The organism is Verrucomicrobium sp. BvORR106, from assembly GCF_000739655.1.
Taxonomy (GTDB): Bacteria; Verrucomicrobiota; Verrucomicrobiia; order Verrucomicrobiales; family Verrucomicrobiaceae; genus Verrucomicrobium.
Map to the genome: position 1 here is coordinate 50,334 of NZ_BATR01000104.1, position 17,743 is coordinate 68,076.

Here is a 17,743-nt window from a genome sequence, read left to right on the forward strand (position 1 = left end):
TGCCACCAGGAGGTTGCTACCGCTTCATCAGGCGGATGACATCCAGCCCCAGGCGGTAGGAGGTCGAGGACGGGTTCTTTCCTGTCACAGTGAACTTGAAGTACTTGGTGCCGGAAGTGAGTGACACATTCCCGAAGCCGCTCAAGGTGACGAAGTCTGACGATGACGCATAGAGGTCATTGTTCTGGTCACCCACATTGACGAAGGGACCTCCTGGCGTGCTGGCCACGGCGAGGCCAAATCTCCCGCGGTTGGAGCCGCGGTGGACGTCGAGTTCCACCCGGTATTCCCCACTGGTGGGCACGTTCAGGCGATACACGACGTAGTCGCCCGATGCATTGGACTGGTACTCGCGATAAGCCCCCAGGCTGGCACCGGCATCGGTCACCTGCGGATCCGGATCGCTGGAACTGGCGTCCTTGACGAGCGATTCCACCTCGCCCGTGACGGTGGCGGGAGTCACGACGACATTGTCCCAGGTCGCGATCGAGTTGTAGTTGCGAAGCCCGAGTCCGCCGTCAGCATACATGCCATCGGTGGCCGTGATGCGGAGCACATTGTCCACGTAGATCTGGAAGGTAGAGCCGGTTGCGACCACCTTGAGACGGTAGGTGAGGTTGGGCTGGATGGTCATGCCGACCTGCTGCTGGAGAAGGGTGCCAGTGCCGTAGTTCTTTCCATAAACCACTCCCACACCCGGCTTGAGGGCCGCGTAGTAGCCTTCGTATCCCTCCGGGCCTTTGCCAATGTTCCGCGTGCGGAAGATGAGGCCGGCACCGGAGCCGCTACCTGCCTTGACATCGGCTTCACAGGTGAAGTCGCTCGCCACCACCCCCTTGAGCAGGGCCTTGTGACCTGCACCTGAGGTGACGCTGAACTGGCCAGCGGTGGTGGACCAGGTGCCTCCGAAGGTCATCCATTCAGTGGCATCATTGTCGCTGAACGTGTCGCTGTAGAGGTTGACGGTGTCTGGAGAGAGGTCCAGCAGATTGGCCGACTTCAGGTGTTGAAGACTGTAGTGGCACATGTCTGCCAGGACTCGATTGCAAATGATGCCGGCCCCATCGGCACCGCAGGAACCGTTGTCTGAGTAGCTGAGGCTGTACACCCCGTTTTGCGCTGAGTGCTTGTGCAGGCAGGGCATGTAGAAGTAGGAAATCGCCTCCTGATCAGGATCGGCGATGATGGCCTTGGTCGTCCAGGGACCTGTTGGTGACGGGGCAAATTGGGCGTGGATCACATCGCCCCCGGCGGGAATGGAGACGATGGTGTAATTTTCCGGCCCCAGGCGCTCCGCCACACTGACGCCGGTCAGCAGAGGGAGGGCCACAGCTTGAGAAGCGGATGAAGTCCAGGTGCTGCCGTTGTAGTAGGTCCACTGGGACTCGTCGCTGAAGCTGCCCTTGAGGACGCGGGCGAGCCGCACGACCCCGGCGTCGTTGTGGTAGATGTAGAAGTAGCCGTCGGCATCGCTCAGCACCCGGACGCCCCAGGCATTGGTCCGGGGACGAATGTGCTGAAGCGCGAGGGTGGACAGCGAAAGAGTGGCGATGGCCTTGCCATCATCGGAGAGGGGGCTCTTTTTGATCTTGTTGAGCAGGACTTTTACCTGGTTGCCCTCAACGAAGGCATCGGTGGGCCAGTAGAGGTGTGTGGCGTCAGTGGCTGGCGTCGTGTCTTCGTTGAGCGGATCGTCGAGTCGAAAGAGGGTGTTGTTGACCAGAGGAGTGAGGGTGTCGTCCTGCTGAACGAGGGCGTAGTTCCGGTACAGGGTGACGGAGTTTCTCTCGTTGGAGTAGAACTTGGAGCGGTCGGGGTTCATGGCTCCCACCCAGGTGTCATTGAAAAACCAGCAGACCCGCTCGTCCGGCAACCGCACGGTGATGCAATTGTCCGTGCCGGTGAGGATTTTTGCGTTGCCAGCGGCGGCCCCGTACTGGCCCCATTTCCAAAGATGGCTCAGGGGCACATCCATCTTGGTGTCACCGGCAGCATGCACCTGCACCTCATCCAGCCAGAAGGTCGCGGCTTGCTCAAAGGTGATGCTGAGCGTGGTGGTGGCAAGAGTGGGCGTGAAGGCGAAGTGGTACTCCTCCCAACCGTTGGTGGAGGGCTTGATGTCGATCTGCGGCTGGCCGGTGATGCTGGAGAGTTGCACCTTCATCAGGGGCCGGTTCACGCCTTCGGACCGGGCAAAGAAGCGGAGGAGGCAGGGCGTGTTGGGAGTGGATGCGAAACTGCCGGTCAGGGAAGGTTTGGCTCCTGAACCCGGGGCGCTGACTTCCACCCTGGCGGCCTTGGCGCCAACATAGGGGCTGGTGGTGGAGATGGAGAAGATCGCCGTACCCGAGTTCTGGTTGGGCGTCCAGCCCGCAAAGTCGGACTCAAAGCCAGGATTGGTCAGGAGCTGTCCGTGGCTATTGTGAGCGAGCCCGGCCCAGGTCAGGGTGGTGAGCAGGGCCGCTTGCAGGCGTGGACTGGCAAGTGAGGAGAGTGTCTTCATGGGAGGAATGCGTTGTAATGACGATGGTCTGGAACATGGTTGGGTATGTCTTTTTGGGGGATAGGTAGGGTCCTCGAACCTGTGGGCCGGGGGCCATTGTGGAGGGCCGGGCAGGGGTCGAAAACCCCGCTCAGGCTCTGCGGCGACGTCTGAGCAGGAGCGCGAATGCTCCGGAGCTCAGGAGGAGAAAGCGGCTGGGCTCCGGGGCCACGGTGATGCTGCCGCCGCCGGTGAAAAAGCCGCCGTAAAGGGAGTGGGTGGCGTCATAGACGCCGGGGTCGACGAAAGTGCTGCCGCCATCAAAGGAGAGACCGCTCAGAAGGCTGGTCCCGGTGTAGTTGAGATTGATGAGTCCCAGGCCCGCCAACATGCTGTCCAGGGTCATGATCTGGGTCCAGTCCATGTTGGAGGCACTGTTCAAGGTGAGGGCACCGTTGGCGCGAACCTGCACCGTGCCGCCATTGCCCAGGTGGGAGCCTGCGCCCACGGAGAGCATGACCTGGTTTGCCGTCGTGCTAATGGTGGAATTTCCAATGAGCGTGCCGCCGGTGTAGTTGTTGAGCATGCCATTGAGATAGACGACGCCACGCTGGCCAGTTTCCCCGTTGACGGCCACCAGAGGCCCGCTGCCGGCGAGGGTGGAGAGCACGGTGATGGTGCGTAGGCTGCCGGCATTGGAATTTGCAGAAAGGTACATGCCGCCGGACTGGATGCTGATGTTGCCGTCCAGACTCACATTACCGCTGCCGCTGTCCGTGCCGGAGATGAAGGTGCCCCGGTTCATGATGAGGTTGTTGACGGTGACGGTGCCGCTGTAGTTTCCTTTATACAGCAGGCTGGCGGTGGAGGCTGACCCGTTGCCAACAGTCAGGGAATCACCGGCGAATACACCGCCCTGGGTGCGCAGCGTGTAAGAGGAGTTGACGTAGTCATTGCCAGCGCCAGGTGCCCCGGCGGGGCTCCAGTTCACGTCGCTGCTGTAGCCGTACTGGCCTCCGGCATTGTTGGCAGTCTGAACCACCGTTGCTGCATGAGCGAACGGGAGTGAGGCGATGAGGGCGACGGTGAGGATGGCGGGTAGGTGGAGCCGGGTGAGCATGGGGCGCTTGGATGTGCTTTAGTTTGGGTGAGGGAATGGTGTAGTGATCTGGGCGTGGACATCCCGGGGGCTGAGGACCAGCCGGAATCAGCGGGAGAAGAGAAGGGTGCTGGCGCGGTACGATGCCGCGTGATTGAGATAAAGTTCTAGCTGGCTGGGGGTGAGGGCGGAGCGGAGGCGCCTAACCTCGTCGGTTTGCTTCCTCTCCAGCCATGCCAGGAGTGAGGAGAAGTCTTTCACCGCAGCCAGGTGATCGGAACCGTAGGCCAGGTGGTTCTGCACCATGGCATCACGAACCGCTGCCTCCTGGTCGGTCGTGAGGTGCATGAGGACTCGGAGGTCTGCGAAACGCCAGCGGGCCAGGTTTTCTGCCCGGGAGAGCGTCTCCTGTGCCCGCCATTCATCGAACCGCTTTTGTTGAGGCGGTGGTAGAAGCTGGCGGACCTCGGCATGGGCCCTGGAGTCGGCCTGGAGAAAGGTCATGATGCGGTCGAACTGCACGTCTCCGTCAGTGAAGGCATCCACCATGTCCTGACGGTTGCGCTGGGCCTGCAGGAGAATGGTGCTGACCTGCAGAAACTGGCTGTCGGACAACCCCACCTTTTCCCGGAGGAGCTCGAGGCGAGACTGCGCTCCTTCACGGGATTCCAGGGCCCAGATGGAGCCGAGCAGGGACAGCAGGTGCTGGTTGGTCGCCTTTGTACGCGGTGTGAGCGCGGGCATCTCCTCTGCGGGCTCTCCCGTAACGATGGGCTGGAGTGGCGGTGGAGCCTGCACTTTTTCCCGAAGCATGGCCAGCTCGCGACGGAGCAGATCATTGCGATGCCATTGCCATACAGCGGGGACAGCGATCACCAGTGTGGCCAGAGCCAGCCAACCCAGTCGGGTGCGCCATGTGGGCGCTGCGGCCCGGTTCAACAGATCCAGGCCGCGGAGGCCTGCGGAGATCTTGGGAAGCAGTTCCTCGGGCGCCCCTTGGGTTGATTCTGTGAGAATGGCAGTGAGGGCGGCCAGTGACAGTGGGGAGATGCCGTCAGACGTGGCCTGTCGCGATTTCAACGCCTCCGCCAGTCGGGTCAGGGCGTGAGCAATCCGCTGTTGGGCGACTTCTTCGGATACGCCGAGGGTGATGCTCACATCGCGAAGGCTGCGTTGGCCGAAGAAGCGAAGAATGATCAGTTCCCGGTCCTCACTGCCGAGTTGGAGCAATGCTTCATCAAGCTGGGCGGCAAAGCCTGCAGCCGGCTGCTCGCGCAATCCGGCAACCGCCTGGGAGGAGGCGGAAGGATCGGGCGGTCGCCTGGCATTGTGGGGCATGGTCAGAGTCCGGCGCGGGTGGGTGATTTCATGAAACCTGCAGGAGAGACTCGGAGATCAGCGGGGAAATGCCTGAAGGAGGCGCGGGTGATCCAAGTCCAGGCGGTACATGATCTCGTTGTCGTTGTAGAAAGGCGTGGGTGGGGTGTCCACAAACTGGTTGGTGTAGGCCCCTTCGAAGTGGATGAGGCGCCCTTTCTCCTGGTCCATGAAGGCATGATGGACAGGATTGTGAAAGGTCTGCTGCTGGTGGGTGACGATGCGAAGCGCCTGGGTGAAGGGACCTTCAGGGGCATCACTCTCTGAGTACCAAACCTCACCCAGCGCGGAGGGCTGATGGGGAACCTGAAGGGCGTTTTGCACCGCGATGAGGATCCACTTTTTACGGTAGGCATTCCATCGGACGGTTCCGCTATGCATGAGCAGGCGCTGGTGGGGCGACTCAGCGTTGGCAGGGAGGGTTCGCGCATCCTCTGGCTTAAGCTGGCGGTTGTTGAGCCAGCGGAATTCCTGCGCCTGAAGCACGGGCGGCTGATGCGGTGTCCAGCGCCAGACGGGATGGCCCTGGGCATCGCTGGCGAAGCTGGGGTCTGCGGCATCCGCATCAGCTTGAGGGGACAGACAGGTGAACGCCTCGTACTTGGCAGGATCCATCACCGCCTCAAGTGTGGCTGGCACCCGCACGTGCAGGAAGGGCTCCCCGCAGTAGAGGTAGTCCACACCGTTGTGCTTTACCTTCACGGGTTGTCCGGTGAGATAGCGCCACTTTTCCTGGAGAGGCAGGTTGGTTTTGACCTCGAACACGCCGCGTTCGTCGTTGTAGAGCACCATGCCGTGTTCGTATTCCTCAAGGAGTCCCTTGCGGCGGGAGAAGTGGCCCACGAGGCGCTCGCGTCCGGTGGCATCGCGGACCGTGGAGATGCCAAAGACCCAGACGAGGCCCTCGGGATTCTCCACCTCAGTCATGGAGCGCGGGTAGCCTCTCTCATCGCTGAAGTACTGGTAGTTGAGGGGGTGGTCCGCGAAAGTGACCTCGGGCTCAGGAACTGGGGTCGTGGCGCCCACGACGCGATACATGCCCAGGGAATAAGACATGCGGGAGGTGCCGCCCCAGAACCAGAAGATCTTGCCCAAGTAGGGGATTGCGGAGACGGAGTTCTGACCTGCAAGGACGACAGGACCTGCAGGGGCGGCGGGGGGAGTGGCCTTGCCGAGGATGACACTGTCCCGATAGAGACCATTGCCGGTGCTGCGATAGAGCCGCTCGGCCGCATTGCGTCGCTTCAGCTTGAGTACGGAGGTGCCACCTGATTCGACCTTGAGCCTGGCACCGACGAGGCCGAATCCATCCGGTTCCAACTCATAACCATGGGCGGTGACGGAAAAGAACACGGCCTGACCCATGAGACCAGGTTCGTAGAAGGCAATGCGACCAGCGTTGTCCGTAACGTGGCGGACCTGGTTTACGGTGGTGAGCTCGACAAGAGGAATGCCGCGACCGGTGGCCTCATCCACCACCTGGATCTCAAACCAGGGGGCGGCGGATCTGGCCGGGGTGGGGGCAAAGAAGAAGCCCAGGCAGATGGCAAAAAGCAGAAAGAGGGAAGGTGCCTTCACGAGGGCGAACAAGGGATGGGCTGGTCGATGACGCGGTGGCTGGCATGGCAGAGCCGACGAAACGGGACTCCTCATGCTGTACTGTAGGGGCCGCTGAGTACCGGACAGGATATTTTGATCAGAGCGTTGACCCAGTAGGAACTGGCGTGGGGGACACCGGGAGAATGGGGGCGGGGAGAATGGTCATCGGCTCGATGGGAGCGGGTGCCACTTCCGCAGGTACTGCCGGACTGGCTGTCAACGGATCTGGGAGAATGAGATCAGGGAGGATCGGGCTCGGAGTGATGGCCTCTGTTGGAGGTGGAATCACGGGGACCGGAATGGCCTGCAGCGGTGCAGGAAGGATGGGGGCGATCTCAACCGGCAGGGCAGTGATTGGCTCCGGAGTGATAGCAGCCGGCTGGATGGGGTGGGCTCAATCTTGGAAACCAGCATGGGGCCAGTTTAGCACGGGCGGCGACGTTGCGGAATACCAAGGCTGGATTGTGGTGTCCAGATCAGAGACGGAAGCACATGGAAGACCTCCGCCTGAGGGGCGGGACTATCGCCCGTTACGCCTTAGGTGGGCTTTCCTCAGGCAGTTGGGACACGATGGCTGCGTGGCGGAAGCTGCGCGAGAGCGTCCAGAGACCGTAGGCAGTGAAGGCACCACCGAGGTAGATGGGGAAATCCAATTGGCGATTCTTGAGCCCAACAAAGACGAAGATCAGTCCCATCGCGAACAAGAATGTGCCGGAGCCATAGGCTGTGAGGGAGCTCCGTTTCAGAATCTGGTTCGTGGCCGCAGAACTTGCAATATTCCTGTCAATCAAGGTGATCAACGCCTTCACGTCTCCTTCGCATCTGTCCCGACAGGCCAGGCCCTTGCCCAAGTCTGTGAGGTGATTGGGCGAGAGACCTTTGCCACAGGATTTGCAGGTGCCGACAGCGTCTTGTGCGGGATCGTAAAAGCACTTCATGGCAACGTGTGGTCTTTCAAGGTTGATGCAGGAGGGGCGGGTTTGAGTTTCGTCAGCCAATGGTTGAGAGGTTCGACGACGACGTGAGCCATCGCCAAAGCAGTGGGTGCCGCCAGCCACATCCAGTCGAAGGGCTGATCGATACGGTCTTGAAACAACTTGGAAGGGGATAGAACCGCCAGCAGGTCAATCAAGATAATGCTCTCAATAAGCGTGGGCACAAACCGCAGGCGAAAGATCAACCACATGAGGAGGGCCATTGCCAGCCAGCCAAGAACCACAGGGTAGGTGACTGCCAGCAGGTGGAACTCTCCCAGCACTGTCGCCCGTGCTTGGAACAGCCAGGCGATAAACACAGCAAGCCAGAGAAAAGCGACGAGCCGCTCCCGGCGTGTGAAGCTGCCCGCCAGCGTAAACCACGACCAAAACAGAGGCAGCACAAAGACGCCGAGCCAGAAGAAAAACTGTTTGCGACGGTCTTGCACGGTTGGGGAAATCGTGGGTGTTAAAACCCACTATAAGAGGCAGTTTTTCCAAGTGCAATCCTTCTTCAGCGAGGCGTCGGTATCAGACCTTGGTCTTATCGCCACCGCCGCCCGTGCCCCCGAAAATGTGGGTGGCCCGGTATGAATACCTTGATTGAGAATATCGCGAAGCGCCTCGTGGACGTTTGGCGTTCGCCTGATGTCCCACGGCGGGGGCATACCTACCGCTGCCAGTGCGGTCGGCCGATATTCTTTCGCAACAGCGTCTGTCTCGCGTGCGATGCTGTCCTTGGCTATGAACCTGAGCGTGCGGAAGTGTGTGTTCTTGAGCGAGGGCCCACTGCCGATACCTGGCGGGTGCTTGGTGATTCGCCGGAGGCAACGGCTTTCCGCCGATGTGAAAGCTTCAACATGGCGGCGGGCTGCAATTGGCTTGTGCCGGTGGCGCATCCGTCGGCTCTGTGCATCTCGTGTCGGCTCAATCGCACCATCCCAGACCTCTCGGATCCGGACAATTGCCGCTACTGGCGCTCCATTGAGATTGCGAAACGCCGACTGGTCTCACAGTTGCTCGCGCTCGGCCTGCCAGTCAGGTCAAAGGTGGAGGAAGACCCCGACAGAGGCGTGATGTTTGACCTCCTCCGCTCGCCGCCGGAAGGCCCTCGCGTGATGACCTGCCACGGCAACGGGCTCATCACGCTCAATGTCGAGGAGGCTGACGACTCCATCCGTGAAAAGACGCGGTATGAAATGCGTGAACCGTACCGCACCTTGCTCGGGCATTTCCGGCATGAGATCGGTCACTACTACTGGGACCGCCTCATTGCAGGGACGCCCTGGCATGAGAAGTTCCGGGCGCTGTACGGCGATGAGCGGGAAGACTACGCTGCGGCTCTGCGACGGAATTACAAAAACGGCCCGCCGCTCGACTGGCGCGACCGTCACATCAGTTCGTATGCCTCTGTCCATCCGTGGGAGGATTGGGCGGAGTGTTTTGCGCACTATTTGCACCTGGTGGACAGCCTCGATACCGCGCTTGGGTTTGGCCTGACGGCGGATGATATCGAGATGGAGGTGGAGCCGTTCTTGCTGGAGGACCTCTACGATCCGGAAGACCCCGACGCTGCGAGGGCGCTCTCTCTGGTGAACTCGTGGATGGAACTCGTCACCGCGATGAATGAACTGGCCCGGAGCATGGGGCAGCAGGATTTTTATCCGTTTGTCATCTCGCGTCCGGTGCTGCGCAAGATGCACTTTATCGAACTCGTCGTGAAAAACGCACGGGAGTCGGCGGAGTCCGCGGTCATGGCGTCATGCGCCGGGGGCGGTCCAGAAGTTGCGCAAGTCACGGCATTCTCACGAAGGGCGTGGAAATGATGAGTGACATTCGTTCGTACTTTCTGGCACACTGCACCCGGTCCAGCCCTTTCCAGCAATGATCCTGCGAACTTCCTGTCTGCTGATCCTCTCCGCCGCCTTGGCGCATGGGGATGTTCCCACTTCTCTCAACACCATCCTCGCTGTCGGTCGGGAAGGGAAGGGGAATGAAGAGGCCAGTTTGGCTTGGCGGGATCTCGTGAAAGCGGGGCCGCAAGGGCTGCTTTCCATCGTGGAGGCCGCCGGCAAAGGCAATGTGGTGGCGGACAACTGGCTGCGCATGGCGGCGAGCGTGATCGCGGACGAGGCGATGGAGGCCAAGCAGCCGTTGCCCGTTGCGGAATTGGAGGCATTCCTGCGAGACACGCGGCACGCCTCCGCAGCGCGGTCGATTGCGTTCGACCTCATCCAGCACGCGGATCCTGCCAAGGCGAATGCGATTGAGCCGACCCTGATCAGTGATCCCGCCCAGGAACTGCGACGCGGTGCCGTGCAACGTCTGATCGTCGCTGGGAAGGAAAAGGCGGATGCCAAAGACGAGGCGACGGCTAAGAGCACCTATCAGGCGGCTCTGGATGCTGCCCGTGACGAGGATCAGGTGAAAGTGATCGCGGAGGCTCTGACGAAGCTGGGTGTGGAGGTGGATCTGCCCAAGCACTTCGGCTTCATCACGAAATGGAACGTGATCGGTCCGTTCGACAATGCACAGCGTGCTGGATTTGACGCGGTGTATCCGCCGGAAAAGGAGATCAAGCTCGATGCCAAGTATGCGGGCAAGGGAGCAGAAGTGGCCTGGCAGCCCTTTGAGACCAAGCACGAGTACGGCAAGCTGGACTTCAACAAGCCCCTTACGATGTTGAAAGACGCCACCGCCTACGCGGTGAGCACGTTTGATTCCACCTCCGATCGCGATGCCGAGATTCGGCTGGGCTGCAAAAACGGCTGGAAGGTGTGGCTCAATGGAGAGCTGCTGTTTGGACGGGACGAGTACCATCGCGGAGCGCAGATGGATCAGTACACTCTGAAGTGCCGGCTTAAGAAGGGAGCCAACACCATCTTGGTGAAGTGCTGCCAGAATGAGCAGAAGGAGCAATGGACCGTGGAGTGGGAGTTTCAGCTCCGCGTGTGCGATGCCACCGGAACCGCCATCCTTGCCAGCAATCCCTGAAACCCCTTTTCCTGTATCCCGATGAACCAGAAAGTTTCCTCGATCTCAAAGGCTGCATTTTTGACGGGCCTGCTGGCCATGGCTGCCCCTGCCTGTGCCTGGGCGTCTGACTGGCCCCAGTTCCGCGGCCCCAACAGCGCGGCGTATCTTGCCGAAGCGCAGATGCCAGTCGCACCCAAGGTGGAGTGGTCTGCCGAGCTTCCGGGCCGCGGGCTCTCCAGTCCCATCATTGTGGGGGACAAGGTCTATGTCACGGCTTCCAGCGGGCCCAAACAGGAGCGGTTGCACGTCATTGCCTTCAGCGCCAAGGATGGCAGCAAGGTCTGGGAGCGTCATCTGCGTGCCACCGGCCGGACCATGAGCCATGGCAAGACCTGCGTGGCCGCGCCGACGCCCTGCAGCGATGGCAAGCGCGTGGTGGCGCTCTGGTCGTCCAACGATCTGGCGGCATTTGACCTGGAGGGAAACCTGCTTTGGGTTCGAGGGCTTACAGTGGACTATGCGAATGCGAGCAACAGCCTGGGCATGTCCTCCTCTCCCATCATCGTGGGTGAGACGGTGGTGACAGTGATCGAGAACGACAGCGAGAGCTACACGCTGGGCATCGATGTGACCACGGGGCGCAACTTGTGGAAGATGGAGCGCCCCAAGGCGGCCAACTGGAGCAGCCCGATTGTGTGGCAGCCCGATGCCGCCAGTCCTCCTGTGGCTGTGCTGCAATGCAAGGATGGGCTCATGGGTGTGGATCCCGCCACCGGGAGCCGGCTGTGGGAGTACAAGGACGGGGCGTCAACCATGTCCTCCAGCGTGGCCGCCAACGGTGTGCTCTATGCCGCCTCCAAAGGCATCACTGCCATTCAGCCAGCCAAAACGGGAGGAGATCCTGCCCAGATCTGGCGGTCTGAGCAGATGAACGCCGCCACTGGCAGCCCGGTCGTGATGGGGGACAAAGTCTATATCATCAACAGCGCGGGGGTGCTGGCCGTGGCTGATGCCAAGACCGGCGAGCGCGGGTGGAAACTCCGTCTCAAAGGCCCCTTTAGCGGATCACCGGTGGGCGCAGGAAACCTGTTGGCCGCCGTGGGCGAGAAAGGTCTGTTGCAGATTGTGGACGTCACTGCGCCGGAAGGAGCGGTGGTGGGTTCCCTAGATCTCAAAGATGAACTGGCGGAAAAGGAGCTGATCCTGTGCACGCCGTCACTGAGTGGCGGGAAGATTTTTGTACGCAGTGATCGCAAGCTTTGGAAGGTGGGCGGCTAAGTCGGTGGTTCAGTGAGCGGGTGTATCGGGGGACAGGGGCATGCGCAGAGCTGCACTAGATACCCGCGTCGTCCAACCTCACTCCACAGCAGGAGCAGTTGCGGATGCTATAGTGGCGCCGCTTCCGAGTTATCATTTTCTTCCTGCAGGCCTGACAGCGTGGCGATTTGAACCAGCCTCCGGGTTGGAGCGAACGCTTGCCGCATTCAGGGCAAAACTCGCCCAGGTGGACGCCAAGTTTTACAAGGCATGCCGGACAATCTGGCATGTGTGGAGAGACAAGCATGGCGTAAAGCCACGAGCACATGGCCGTTGCCCACACATACATGAAGAGATGCTTGGGAACAAAGAAGCCAAGACAGATGCACGCGACGAAAAGGACCACGCCCGGAGTTGCCCTTCGCTGGCGACGGCGATAGTGATCCATGGACTGCTGAAAACGATCACGAAAGACAGCGAGCTCTTCAGGCGTGTAGTCCGACACCACGAATTTTGGCGTGGGCGGTGGCTCTCCTAAGTACAATCGAAAAGATTTCACGGGCATCACGTCAACGCTTAGAGAGGGCAGTTGACGATCCTCTGAAATTACTTTTGTTGGAGTGCGATGCAAGAGCTCTTCCGTGACCAATGAGGGCAGATGACATGGCCCGGCGGTCTGCCATGCTATCTGCGCCGGTAGTGAATCGATTTTAGATTGTGCTTCTTCTGCGAAGGTGTGCAGAAGAATCGCCCAGTCTCGGTGTTGAAGTGGAGACGCCAGTCCGAAATCCAGTAACTCTCGCCCGTGTCGGTTCCGTGGAGGCTGAACTCTAAGCACTTGCCGTCGTCGCCCCAAGAAAGAAATTCGACGCCGTCATGATAGAGGGCGATTTTGAGCTGGGTGTTTTGTTGGAAGAACTCCCAAGCCGCGTTCGAAAAGGGAAGGGGAGTTGAGGCGATCGCTATAGGACGGAATAGCCCATCGGCATCACGAGCAAAGAGGGCACCGTAGTTGTCGCCGCTTCCTGTTTTCTGGACGTGGAAAATGAAGCGCTCGTTGGGCGAAATCTCGAAGAGACCTGGCCAGGTGAGCTCTCCGTCATGACAGAGGGCCAGGCGGTAGGGAGACTCGCCATTTGCAGGTACGATCCAACTCTGCCAGAGCAGGGTGGAGTCGCTGTCCCCCTCTTCGGGGCGAGACCGTTGTTCAATGCGAAACGTGCGTTTGGGAGAGACTTTCTCCGTGTGGTGACTTCCTGGTTGCTTGTCGGCAGCCATCGATGCGGCCGACAGTGCGAGTAGGGAAGTCGCGATGCGAAGGAAGGACTTCATCATCTGGTGTGGTTTCTCGGGTGCCCGGCCTGCTATCCGTCAAAAATGGCATGGAAGATCTGGGACGCAATGATTTGCGGGAGGCTTCCTGGCGGTCCCGCCCATTGCACCTGCCCCCTTCCTGCGCTATGTCCTCGGCGACATGGCATCCTCCTTTGCACCCAAGAAAAGCCTCGGCCAGAACTTCCTCCACGACGCGGGAATCGCGAAATGGATTGCGGACGAGATCAAGCCCGATGGCGCGCCCCTCGTGGTGGAGATCGGCCCGGGGCAAGGAGCGATGACGACGCATCTGGTGGGCCGGGCGGCAAAAACCTTGCTGCTGGAGAAGGACAATACCCTGGCGGCAGATCTGAAGGGGAAATTCGAAGGCCGGGAGGATGTGGAGGTCTGGCACGGGGATGCCACCCGGTTCGATCTGCGTCCTCTGTTCAAGTTTGGTGGTGTGAAAGTGATCGGAAACCTGCCCTATTCCATGGGGGGTGAAATCCTGCGCCATGTGCTGACTCCACCCACTCCGGTGACGGAGGCGGTGTTCATGCTTCAGAAGGAGGTGTGCCAGCGTCTCGCGGCTGATCAGGAGGATGATGCCTATGGTGGCCTCAGCCTGGTGGTGCAGCATGACTGGGAGGTGGAGATCCGCCGCATCATTCCGCCCGAGGTCTTCAAGCCCCGGCCGAAGGTGGATTCAGCCATTGTCCGGCTTACTCCGCGGCCTCCGGGAGATCTGCCGGTGCATGACCGCGCGGTATTTGATCGCCTGGTTCGCATGGGCTTTTCCCAGCGGCGCAAACAGCTGAAGAACTTGCTGCCCGAATGCCCGGGTGGCTGGGACAGCCTCATGGGCACTTTGGGCAAGCCGCTGACCATCCGCGCTGAGGAACTGACGCTCTGGGAGTGGGTGGCACTCACCCGGCACTATGAGGGGCGGCATGAGGAAGATCGCGGACAGAAGGCCAGCGAGATCTTTGATGTGGTGGATGACAACAACGTGGTGATCGGCCAGGCACCGCGTGGCGAGGTGCATGCCAAGGGGCTGAAGCATCGGGCTGTGCATATCTTTGTCTTCAACAAACACGGTGAACTCTGGCTGCAGCAACGCTCCCATTTGAAGGACGTGCATCCTCTGACGTGGGACAGCAGTGCCGCCGGGCATCTGGATGCTGGAGAGGACTATGCCACTTCCGCCGCCCGGGAGCTGAAGGAAGAGATCGGGATCACCGCGCCGACGAGGTGCGTGGCCACGATCCCGGCCTGCGAAGCCACGGGCCAGGAATTTGTGGAGTTGCACGTGGCCGAGCACAATGGTCCGATGAAATATGCCCCGGACGAGATTAAGACCGGATTGTTCTTCCGTGTGGACGAGATTCAGGCGTGGATCGAGGCCCGGCCGCAGGATTTTGCGACAGGGTTCATTGAGTGTTTTGCGCTGTGGCGGAAGTTGTAGGCGGTGGCGGACCGTTTATGGAACTCTCTTGGAGTTCGGGGTTCTGGTTCGATGTACCCGGCGTTGCGGGTTGGGGCTCGCCTGACCCGGGGCTACGATGTGTGATACCTTTGTTGTCGAATCACATCGTGGGGATGTAACGCTGAGGACACTGTCAGTTATGTGACTGCACACCAAAGGTGTGATACAAAATAGCCCAGGGTAAGGCGAGGAACGAGCCGCCACCCTGGGTATTTGCAGGAGGAGCCGGAACTCCAAGGGAGTTCTACAAACCGGGCAATTCCTTCGTTGATTCACTTGAAGCATGGTGGCAAACATTTTCTCCGATGCCCCAGTCTCTCAGTCAGAATTACGTGCATTTGGTCTTCTCCACAAAGGAGCGGCAGGCTTTCCTGCAGGATTTGAATCTCCGGCATCAAATGCATGCCTACTTGGTCGGCGCCTGCAAAAACTTGGAATCACCAGCCCTTGTCGTTGGAGGAGTCGAAGATCATGTGCACCTACTGCTTCAGTTGGGCCGAACGAAGGCTCTTGCGGATCTGGTCCGCGATATCAAAAAGGAATCCACAAAATGGATCCGCCAAGAAGCGCCACGTCTATCGGACTTTCATTGGCAACACGGGTATGGGGCATTCTCAGTGAGCTATTCTATGATTTCGAAGGTGGAAGACTACATTCGGAACCAAGCGGAACATCATCAGCGAACTTCGTTTCAGGACGAGTATCGCAAATTGCTCGAGAAGAGCGGTCTCCAATGGGACGAGCGATATGTTTGGGACTGAAGATGGGACACCGGGGTGTTTGCACGGTTTGTAGAACTCCTTTGGAGTTCGAACTTCTTTTGTCGCATACCCAGGGTGGCGGCTCGTTCCTCGCCTGACCCTGGGCTATTTTGTACCACGCCGTTGGCGTGAGGGATCGGAGCGAAGGGGCGACCGTATGATGGAGCGACCTGGCTGGGGGGCGGACCAAAGAAGACCACGTGAGGCTGTGTCAGGCGGCGACCTTGGGGGCGATCTGGGTGATCATGTCGCAATGAGGCTCCCGAAGGTTCGCGTCGGCAGTTGAGCATGCCCAAACCACCTCTCCTGGCTGGTGGGCAAGAGATGCAGGGACTTTTGCCCGACGTTGACAGTTTGCCCCCGGCCTGTCAGCTTCGAGGCATGAGCATCCGCACGCGTCGCCAATTTCTCCATCAGTCTGTCGCCACTGCCGCCGGGGCCTTGGGGCTTTCCGCGTTTGCCCAGCAGTTGAAGCCGCAGGGGGAGAACATCTCCTTTGGTCTGGTGACCTACATGTGGGGCGCCGAGTGGGATATTCCCACCATCATCGCGAACCTCACCCAGCTCGGCATTTCAGGCGTGGAACTCCGTGTGGATCATGCGCACAAGGTTTCTCCCACTCTGAGCCCGGAGCAGCGGAGTGAGGTGAAAAAGCAGTTCACGGACGGTGGCATTGAAATCGTGGGCATGGGCACGAATGCGGCCTTTGACTCACCGGACAAGGGCAAGCTTCTGACGAACCTGGATGTGGCCAAGCAGTACATCAAACTCAGCCACGACATTGGCGGCAGTGGGGTGAAGGTGAAGCCGGACCAGCTTCACGAGAAGGAAGGCGTGCCGAAGGAGAAGACGCTGGAGCAGATTGGCAAGTCGCTCGCGGAACTCGGAGACTTTGCGCTTGGTTTTGGCCAGGAGATTCGGCTGGAAGTGCATGGTCAGGTGACTGCGCTGCCGGACATCAAGAAGGTGATGGAAGTCGCCGCAGCAGACAACGTGCGCGTCTGTTGGAACTCGAACCCGGCTGACTTGGAAGGAGACGGGCTGGAAAAGAACTTTGCGCTGGTGAAGGAGTATCTGGGTCGGACCACGCATGTGCGGCCTTTGGGGGATGAGAAGTACCCCTTTGCCAAGCTGATCAAGCTGCTGACGGAAGCCGACTACGAAGGCTGGGTGCTCATGGAGGCCAACACGAAGGTGGAGGACAAGGTGAAGGCGCTGGGCGAGCAGAAGGCGTTGTTCGACAAGTATCTGACGGACGCGCGAAAGGTGTCGTGAGCCAGTTGCCGTGACGGCGAATTGCGTATCGATCGGCGACAGCCGCCCTGATTGACAGCTCCATGCTTCGTTTCCTCAAACTGTTGGCGGTCTATGTGCTGCCAGTTTTCTTGTTCGACGGATGTTTTAACAGGGATCCGGCATTCTACTTGGACGACAAGACGGAGCTGATTGCCCCGTGGCAATCAGCCCCTCTCACGTTGAGCTATAGGAACGATTCAGCAGCCTCCGGCAACAGTTTTCAGCTGCGGGATGTCACTGAGTTTTTGATGGCGGGATCGGTTTTCACAGGTAAAACCGGGGAGGATTATTTCATTGTGCGAAGCTCGGATGGAGTGAAGCTGGTTTTTTCCAGCATTGCGAAGAGGGATCATGCGTTGAAGTCCCAGTTTGCGTTGGAGGTTTCGCAGATGCACCCAGAGCCATGGTATGCCGGAATGAGGGCCAATCACTTCTACCCATACAATCTGATCTACTACGCCATGGCTGCTGTCATGTGCTTCGGCTATGTGATCTTCACAAGGCGGAGAAACAGCCGATGACCGAGCAGAGGCACTTTACTCAGAGTCGCTAGGTTGCGAGAAAAGGCGATCGAACGGGCCTGTCTTGTGACGGTAAGGTTGTGATTTTCCGGCTCAAATGCGTTGCGGCGTTCATGGCGACGCTTGAATTTGGTCAATTTCATGCCGACCACAATCTATCGTAGAACCCCACCGGGTGAAAAACATAAAGATATCGCATCGCTTTGTGATGATGTTTGGGAGCTTCCTGCCCAAACGTTTGAGCTTGAAGTGTGGCTGAGCAAGAATCGCGAAAAGCTTGAGCCAGCTGACTACGTTGCTGACATTGGGTATACTCCGCGGGAAGGGGCCATGGGCGGCGGAGCAGCTCTCTCTCCGGAGATGCTCCGCACAATGGCTGATCTTGGTATGTGGTTGTTTCTCTCCGAGTATCCCGTCTGTGAGGATGATGATTAACCGCTTGAAGTTGTTTCGATCGAACATTGAACTGGGATTTGGAGCTGAGAGTCTTGGACGCGGGCCTCTAATTCGAGCGTGACGGATTTTGTGTCGGCGGAGGAGAACATGCGTCGCGAGTCAGCCTGCCCCGCCGCAACTCCTTCGGAGTGGGATATCCAATCCC

Annotated in this window: 15 protein-coding genes; 8 read left to right on the forward strand and 7 right to left on the reverse strand. The window is 59.5% G+C overall.

The window, feature by feature from the left end; translation table 11 throughout:
- Positions 1-16 precede the first annotated feature (16 nt).
- The 6 genes from BV106_RS18470 to BV106_RS18495 form a co-directional block, all read right to left on the reverse strand.
- Positions 17-2,503, reverse strand: coding sequence for a family 16 glycoside hydrolase (locus BV106_RS18470; RefSeq protein ID WP_038167130.1), 2,487 nt, complete (start codon positions 2,501-2,503; stop codon positions 17-19).
- 130 nt (positions 2,504-2,633) lie between these two features.
- The gene (locus tag BV106_RS18475; RefSeq protein ID WP_038167131.1) at positions 2,634-3,602 is read right to left on the reverse strand and encodes a PEP-CTERM sorting domain-containing protein; all 969 of its coding nucleotides are present in this window, start codon (positions 3,600-3,602) and stop codon (positions 2,634-2,636) included.
- An 87-nt stretch (positions 3,603-3,689) separates the two neighbouring features.
- Positions 3,690-4,919: a sigma factor-like helix-turn-helix DNA-binding protein gene (locus BV106_RS18480; RefSeq protein ID WP_038167132.1), complete on the reverse strand. Its 1,230-nt coding sequence runs from the start codon at positions 4,917-4,919 to the stop codon at positions 3,690-3,692.
- A 57-nt stretch (positions 4,920-4,976) separates the two neighbouring features.
- A complete protein-coding gene (locus BV106_RS18485; protein WP_265595826.1) occupies positions 4,977-6,536 on the reverse strand; it encodes a hypothetical protein in 1,560 nt (519 codons plus the stop codon).
- Positions 6,537-7,087: 551 nt separating this feature from the next.
- Positions 7,088-7,495, reverse strand: a complete 408-nt coding sequence (locus tag BV106_RS18490) for a hypothetical protein (RefSeq protein ID WP_038167133.1) — start codon at positions 7,493-7,495, stop codon at positions 7,088-7,090.
- The gene (locus tag BV106_RS18495; protein ID WP_038167135.1) at positions 7,492-7,980 is read right to left on the reverse strand and encodes a hypothetical protein; all 489 of its coding nucleotides are present in this window, start codon (positions 7,978-7,980) and stop codon (positions 7,492-7,494) included. Before BV106_RS18495 ends, BV106_RS18490 begins: the two co-directional genes overlap by 4 nt.
- 141 nt (positions 7,981-8,121) lie before the next feature.
- On the opposite strand from BV106_RS18495, the gene BV106_RS18500 reads away from it, so the two are divergent.
- Genes BV106_RS18500 through BV106_RS18510 form a run of 3 tightly spaced genes read left to right on the forward strand, consistent with a single transcriptional unit; the run spans position 8,122 to position 11,785 of the window.
- Complete coding sequence (locus BV106_RS18500; protein ID WP_081891902.1) at positions 8,122-9,357, forward strand: putative zinc-binding metallopeptidase; 1,236 nt, start codon at positions 8,122-8,124, stop codon at positions 9,355-9,357.
- 58 nt (positions 9,358-9,415) lie between these two features.
- A complete protein-coding gene (locus BV106_RS18505; RefSeq protein ID WP_038167136.1) occupies positions 9,416-10,525 on the forward strand; it encodes a hypothetical protein in 1,110 nt (369 codons plus the stop codon).
- 21 nt (positions 10,526-10,546) lie between these two features.
- Positions 10,547-11,785 carry a PQQ-binding-like beta-propeller repeat protein gene (locus tag BV106_RS18510; protein WP_265595827.1) on the forward strand — a complete coding sequence of 413 codons (1,239 nt, stop codon included), beginning with the start codon at positions 10,547-10,549 and terminating at the stop codon, positions 11,783-11,785.
- A 663-nt stretch (positions 11,786-12,448) separates the two neighbouring features.
- Here BV106_RS18510 and BV106_RS18520 read toward each other — a convergent pair.
- A complete protein-coding gene (locus BV106_RS18520; RefSeq protein WP_265595828.1) occupies positions 12,449-13,099 on the reverse strand; it encodes a hypothetical protein in 651 nt (216 codons plus the stop codon).
- A 139-nt stretch (positions 13,100-13,238) separates the two neighbouring features.
- Between BV106_RS18520 and rsmA the strand changes: the two genes are divergently transcribed.
- The 5 genes from rsmA to BV106_RS18550 all read left to right on the forward strand — a co-directional run bounded on the left by rsmA (position 13,239) and on the right by BV106_RS18550 (position 17,577).
- The gene (rsmA, locus tag BV106_RS35845; RefSeq protein ID WP_063767959.1) at positions 13,239-14,543 is read left to right on the forward strand and encodes a 16S rRNA (adenine(1518)-N(6)/adenine(1519)-N(6))-dimethyltransferase RsmA; all 1,305 of its coding nucleotides are present in this window, start codon (positions 13,239-13,241) and stop codon (positions 14,541-14,543) included.
- 326 nt (positions 14,544-14,869) lie between these two features.
- On the forward strand, positions 14,870-15,325 hold the full coding sequence (tnpA, locus tag BV106_RS18535) for an IS200/IS605 family transposase (RefSeq protein ID WP_038167139.1): 456 nt from the start codon (positions 14,870-14,872) through the stop codon (positions 15,323-15,325).
- Positions 15,326-15,706: 381 nt separating this feature from the next.
- Entirely contained in the window at positions 15,707-16,600 is an 894-nt protein-coding gene (locus BV106_RS18540; protein ID WP_038167140.1) for a TIM barrel protein, read from the forward strand.
- Between the two features lie 62 nt (positions 16,601-16,662).
- Positions 16,663-17,142, forward strand: coding sequence for a hypothetical protein (locus tag BV106_RS18545; protein WP_038167142.1), 480 nt, complete (start codon positions 16,663-16,665; stop codon positions 17,140-17,142).
- A gap of 141 nt (positions 17,143-17,283) precedes the next feature.
- Positions 17,284-17,577: a hypothetical protein gene (locus tag BV106_RS18550; protein WP_038167260.1), complete on the forward strand. Its 294-nt coding sequence runs from the start codon at positions 17,284-17,286 to the stop codon at positions 17,575-17,577.
- The last annotated feature ends 166 nt before the right edge of the window (positions 17,578-17,743 follow it).